Genomic DNA, 5171 nt, shown 5'->3' on the forward strand with positions numbered 1-5171 from the left:
TGAGCGTGCCGTGTTTGACGAGCTCGGCTGCAAGCAGAGCGGAGTCGGCAATCGGCACGATCTGATCGTCATCGCCGTGCATGATCAGGACAGGCACGTCGATCTTCCTCAGGTCCTCCCTAAAGTCGGTCTCGGAAAAAGCCTCGATGCAGTCGTAATGGGCCTTGGCTCCGCCCATCATGCCCTGGCGCCACCAATTATCGACAGCCCCTTGCGAGACCTTGGCGCCCTCGCGATTGAAGCCGTAGAACGGGCCAGCCGGCACATCCCTGTAGAACTGGGCGCGGTTGGCGACCAAAGCGGCACGGAAGCCGTCGAAGACCTCGATCGGCAGGCCGCCGGGGTTGCTGTCGGTCTTGAGCATGATCGGCGGCACCGCGCCGATCAGCACCGCCTTGGCGACGCGTCCTTCGCCACCGTAGCGGGCAACGTAACGCGCCACCTCGCCGCCGCCGGTCGAGTGGCCGATATGGACGGCGTTCTTGAGATCAAGGTGAGCGACCAGAGCCGCGACATCGGCGGCATAGGTGTCCATCTCGTTGCCGGTCGCCGTCTGTGTCGAGCGGCCGTGCCCACGACGGTCATGCGCGATCACGCGATAGCCCTTGTCGAGGAAGAACAGCATCTGGTTGTCCCAGTCATCGGCGCTGAGCGGCCAGCCGTGATGGAACACGATTGGCTGGCCTGTGCCCCAATCCTTGTAGAAAATCTCGGTGCCGTCCTTGGTGGTGAATGTGCTCATCCTCTTACTCCTTGGTGCAGGTGGCTGAATTGGTTGGGGGAAGGTTGGTTCCTTCTGTGGACAAAGCTATCGCAACGGAGTCATGGTGAGGATTGGCAAAACAGACATTGAACAAGGCAAAACTGACAGATGGGGGCGGCGCGTGATCCGGTCGAAATCGGGCTTGTGGTGTATCCCGGCGTTCAGGAAGCGGCAGTACTGGGCCTCACCGATCTGTTTCAGCTGGCCAACCGGCTGGCTTCCGAACGGTCGCCGGATGCGCTGAGGCTTCGCGTCACACATTGGCAGTGGCAAGAGGCGAGTCAAACGGTCATCCCCACCTTCGACAGCGAGCCCGGCCCTGGCTATGGACCTGCCATGGTCATCTTGCCTCCGACGCTGGGTGATCCGATTCCGCGCGAGGCGGCCGCACCCTATGCCGACTGGCTCAGGGCCCGCCATGCGGCCGGCGCGACGCTCGGCTCGGTCTGCGCCGGCGCCTTCGTGCTGGCCGAGACCGGCCTGCTGTCGGGTCGTGTTGCGACCACGCATTGGGCCTATCGCGACGCGCTGGCGATACGCTTTCCCGACATCCTACTCGATGCCGACAAGCTGGTCATCGACGATGGCGACATCATCACCGCCGGCGGCTATATGGCCTGGACCGATCTCGGCCTGAAACTCGTCGACCGGGTGCTCGGGCCGACCGTCATGATAGAGACGGCCCGTTTCATGCTGGTGGACCCGCCGGGACGCGAGCAACGCTTCTACAGCCCGTTTGCTCCCAGGCTGAACCATGGCGACGAGGCCATCCTCAAGGTGCAGCATTGGCTCCAGGCGAGAGGCGCGCGCGATGTGACGCTTGCCACCATGGCGGAGCATGCGGCCTTGGAGGAGCGGACTTTTTTGCGCCGCTTTCGCAACGCCACCGGCCTCAAGCCGACCGAGTATTGCCAGCACCTGCGCGTCGGCAAGGCGCGTGAGATGCTGGAAACGACGACCCGATCCATCGACCAGATCGCCTGGGATGTCGGCTATGACGATCCCGGCTCCTTCCGCAAAGTGTTCGCCAGGATAACCGGCCTGGTGCCGGGCGATTACCGCAGGCGTTTTGGCGTGTAACGAGCGGCCCTGCCCGGCGAAAGCTGAGCGGTGGCGGTTGCGGTGTAGAGCGCTTTCGATATCGGTCCTTGAAAAATCGTCGCCAACATAAAGCAGGCGGCAGGCATGTTCCTTGGCCACCTCATAGGCGAAGCAGTCACGTTGCCAGTGCCGTATACGCGCGACTGGCGACCCCTCTTTGAAGGCAAGCTCGCCGGGAAGAGAACCCCAACCGCCTCATCTCCCGGCGAGCCTACAACCTGATTTGATACGCATCAGGACCGGGGTTAGCCGGCAAGGCTGACCTTGCAAAATGGATGCCAGCACTGATTTCCCGAAATGGGACACCGCCTGAGCCTATCGTATCAGATCTCGAACTCGCCCTGCCCCTCATCCATGGCACTGACGGTTTCGGCGGCCAGCGCCCTAGTGATCGGCGTCTTGCGCTCCAGTGCCGTGCGATCCAGCCGCTCGACCACCCGCATCGCGGTTGCCAGCGAGCGTTCGATTCGGCGCACCAGATATTGCACGACATGTGGCTCGACCTCGACCTGGCGGTCGGCGAACAGTTTGGTGATGACGCCGGCCAGCAAGTGATCGTCGGGCTCGTGGATCTCGACCGTCGCCGCCGCCTTCAGCCGGGAAGCGAGGTCCGGAAGTCTGACGCCCCAGGCGGACGGAAAGCGCCGCGCGGTCAAGAGCAAGGTCGAGCCGGCCCCGCGCACCGCGTTGATCAGATGAAACAGCCCGTCTTCATCGACCGGACCGGCATCGACATCGTCGATCAGGGCCGGCCGCGCGCCGAGGCTCGCCATGCAGTCGTCGATGCGCCCGGCGTAGACCCCCACTGCGTCGGCGCGGGCGCGCCAGATCGACGCTAGGTGGGTTTTTCCAGAGCCCGCCGGACCGGCGAGCACGACCACCGGCGACGGCCAGTCCGGCCAGCGGTCGACCAGCGCCACCGTCTGGCTGTTGGTGCCGGAGACGACGAGCTCATCGCGCGAATAGCCGGTGCCGTGGCCGAGATCGAGCGGCAACTGGCGCGGCGGGTCGATCTTGTTGTGGTCCGGCATCTGGCTCAACTGCGCGGCCCACCGCTCCCGCGGCGACGCGCCGGCAGCGGCGGGATAGGTTCGGTATTGTGGCCCTTGTAGAGCGGCGAATCGAGATAGCGGGAAATGGCAAAGCGCACCAGAACAGCAACGGCGGCCGAGGCCGGCACGGCGATCAGCAAGCCGACGAAGCCGAACAGCGCGCCGAAGGCAAACAGCGAAAACATCAGCCACACCGGATGCAGGCCGACGCTTTTGCCGACCAGCCTCGGCTGCAGGATGTTGCCTTCGATAAACTGGCCGACGAAGAACACGCCGGCCACCGCCGCGACCATGGTCCAGTCCGGCCAGAACTGGACGAAGGCGACGCCGACGGCCAGCACCAGCCCGGTCAGCGAGCCGACATAGGGAATAAAAGAGATCAGCCCGGCGAACAGGCCGATGAGGATGCCGAAATTCAGGCCGGTCAAGGTCAGCCCGGTGGCGTACATGGCGCCCAGTACCAGGCACAGCGTGCCCTGGCCGCGCACAAAGCCGGCGGTGGCGGTATTGATGTCGTTGGCGATTGCCCTGACGGTCTGGACATAGTCGCGCGGCACCCAGCTGTCGACAATCGCCACCATGCGGTCCCAGTCGAGCAGCATGTAGAAGGCGACGACGGGCGTGACGACGAACAGGCTGACCACCGATACCAGCGCCACGCCGGAGCTCCAGATCGAGGTGAACACCGTGGTCAAAAGACCGAAGCCGGAGGTCAGCAGCGAATTCAACCCTTCGCGCAGGCCATTGGCGTCGACGCCGAAATTCTCTTCCAGCCATCTCGGATCGAAGCTGGTGATCAGGGTCTGCAGGCGGGTCAGGTATTCCGGCAGCTTGCTGGCGAAATCGGCCATCTGCGAAGCCAGCACCGGAATCAGGATGACGAAGGCCAGTACCAGAACGACGATGAAGGCAAACAGGATGACAATCGTCGCCATCAGCCTGGACAGGCCGAGCCGCTGCAGCCGGTCTGCGACCGGGTCGAGGAAGTAGGCGAGCACCATGCCGGCGACGAACGGCAGCAGGATGCCGCTGAAGACATAGAGGAAGATCGCGAGGATGACGGCGCTGATCAGCCAGAAGCGGATTTGGCGGCGAAACACGCCAGACGCGGCAGCATCGGCAGCCGCAGCCTCGGCAGCCGCGTCGATGTCCTGGTCAGGTGCCCGGTGTGGAGCCTTCGCCATAGCCGCTCATATGCCTCAGCCAAGCCACGAGATAGGCCGCGGCCGAAGCCACGGTCAAGACCCCGGACAGCAATATGAGCATCGGCCTGAGCGGGTCGAGATCGATGGCGAGGGCCAGCTCGCCCAGCACCACCGCCGCCAGCCCGATCTGGATGGCAGTGTTGGCTTTCGACACGAAGAGCGGCTTCATCTCGACCGGGTGGGCCATGACGGTGGACAAAACGACGGCGCAGACGATCAGCGCATCGCGCGACACCATGGTGATGACCAGCCACAGTGGCAATTCACCAATGAAGCCCAGCACCACGAACACCGAGACCAGCAGCAATTTGTCGGCCATCGGATCGAGATAGGCGCCAAGCTGCGAAAACTGGTTGAAGTGGCGGGCGATGAAGCCGTCGACGCCGTCGGAAATGCCGGCGATCAGGAAGCCGGCGAAAGCCCAGTCCCAGCGCGCCTGCAGCATGGCCAGCACCACGCCCGGCACCAGCACGAAACGCATGATCGTGATCATGTTGGGGATGGTCAAACGCATATCCCGTCGCTTCTGTTTTGATGATACATGATGGAGATGAGAGGCTACGGCAAGTGGCGACGCTCTCTCCTCGCTCACCTGCTCCACTCCAAACCGAAAAAGAAGCTAGCGAATGTCGATGGCACAGAGAATTACAATCGCCCTGCGTGTCACACTTTTCTATTTGGCCGGAGTGACAGAAAGCCTCCTGGCTTTCGCATCTTTTAACGACTCCACACCGCGACTCGGCCATGCATGATCATTTGACCAGCTTCGTTCTTCAACTGGTCGTCGGCCTTCTCGTGTCTTGGCCTCTCTGGTTAGTGGCTGCCGCCGTGGCGTTCGTTTTCGGGCGGTCAGTCGACGTAAACCCAGGTGTCTGGAGTGTGGCGGCAAGTTTGATCGCCGCCGGTTTCTCCTATGGAGTCCTCCCGAGCGGCGAGGTCAGGTCTTTAGCGACCGCCGGTGCCCTCGCCGCTGCGCTGGCGGGCATTTTTTTGTACTGCTGGAGCGTATGGAGCCCGGTTCGGCCGGTCTAATTGAACACCGCCATCGCC

Annotated in this window: 5 protein-coding genes and 1 pseudogene; 1 reads left to right on the forward strand and 5 read right to left on the reverse strand. The window is 63.1% G+C overall.

The window, feature by feature from the left end; genetic code table 11:
- On the reverse strand, nt 1-742 hold a 742-nt coding region (locus tag EOA86_RS21235), incomplete at its 3' end, for an alpha/beta hydrolase (RefSeq protein WP_164891881.1).
- A gap of 129 nt (nt 743-871) precedes the next feature.
- On the opposite strand from EOA86_RS21235, the gene EOA86_RS21240 reads away from it, so the two are divergent.
- Nucleotides 872-1843: a GlxA family transcriptional regulator gene (locus tag EOA86_RS21240; protein WP_065008976.1), complete on the forward strand. Its 972-nt coding sequence runs from the start codon at nt 872-874 to the stop codon at nt 1841-1843.
- A gap of 45 nt (nt 1844-1888) precedes the next feature.
- Here EOA86_RS21240 and EOA86_RS40505 read toward each other — a convergent pair.
- The 4 genes and pseudogenes from EOA86_RS40505 to EOA86_RS21255 all read right to left on the reverse strand — a co-directional run.
- Nucleotides 1889-1981 (reverse strand): annotated as a pseudogene (locus EOA86_RS40505) (type II toxin-antitoxin system VapC family toxin); the annotation flags it as partial.
- Nucleotides 1982-2187: 206 nt separating this feature from the next.
- The gene (gene hdaA / locus EOA86_RS21245) at nt 2188-2895 is read right to left on the reverse strand and encodes a DnaA regulatory inactivator HdaA (protein WP_128343424.1); all 708 of its coding nucleotides are present in this window, start codon (nt 2893-2895) and stop codon (nt 2188-2190) included.
- 5 nt (nt 2896-2900) lie between these two features.
- On the reverse strand, nt 2901-4100 hold the full coding sequence (locus EOA86_RS21250) for an AI-2E family transporter (protein WP_128343423.1): 1200 nt from the start codon (nt 4098-4100) through the stop codon (nt 2901-2903).
- A complete protein-coding gene (locus EOA86_RS21255; protein WP_095519904.1) occupies nt 4072-4629 on the reverse strand; it encodes a CDP-alcohol phosphatidyltransferase family protein in 558 nt (185 codons plus the stop codon). Before EOA86_RS21255 ends, EOA86_RS21250 begins: the two co-directional genes overlap by 29 nt.
- Between the last annotated feature and the right edge of the window lie 542 nt (nt 4630-5171).

Source organism: Mesorhizobium sp. M5C.F.Ca.IN.020.32.2.1 (assembly GCF_004023105.1).
Lineage (GTDB): Bacteria > Pseudomonadota > Alphaproteobacteria > Rhizobiales > Rhizobiaceae > Mesorhizobium > Mesorhizobium wenxiniae.

What these genes read in the sequence shown, in the direction of transcription:
- EOA86_RS21240 (WP_065008976.1), top strand. Translation starts at nt 872, where the DNA reads ATGGGGGCGGCGCGTGATCCGGTCGAAATCGGGCTTGTGGTGTATCCC.
- hdaA (WP_128343424.1), bottom strand. Translation starts at nt 2,895, where the DNA reads ATGCCGGACCACAACAAGATCGACCCGCCGCGCCAGTTGCCGCTCGAT.
- EOA86_RS21250 (WP_128343423.1), bottom strand. Translation starts at nt 4,100, where the DNA reads ATGGCGAAGGCTCCACACCGGGCACCTGACCAGGACATCGACGCGGCT.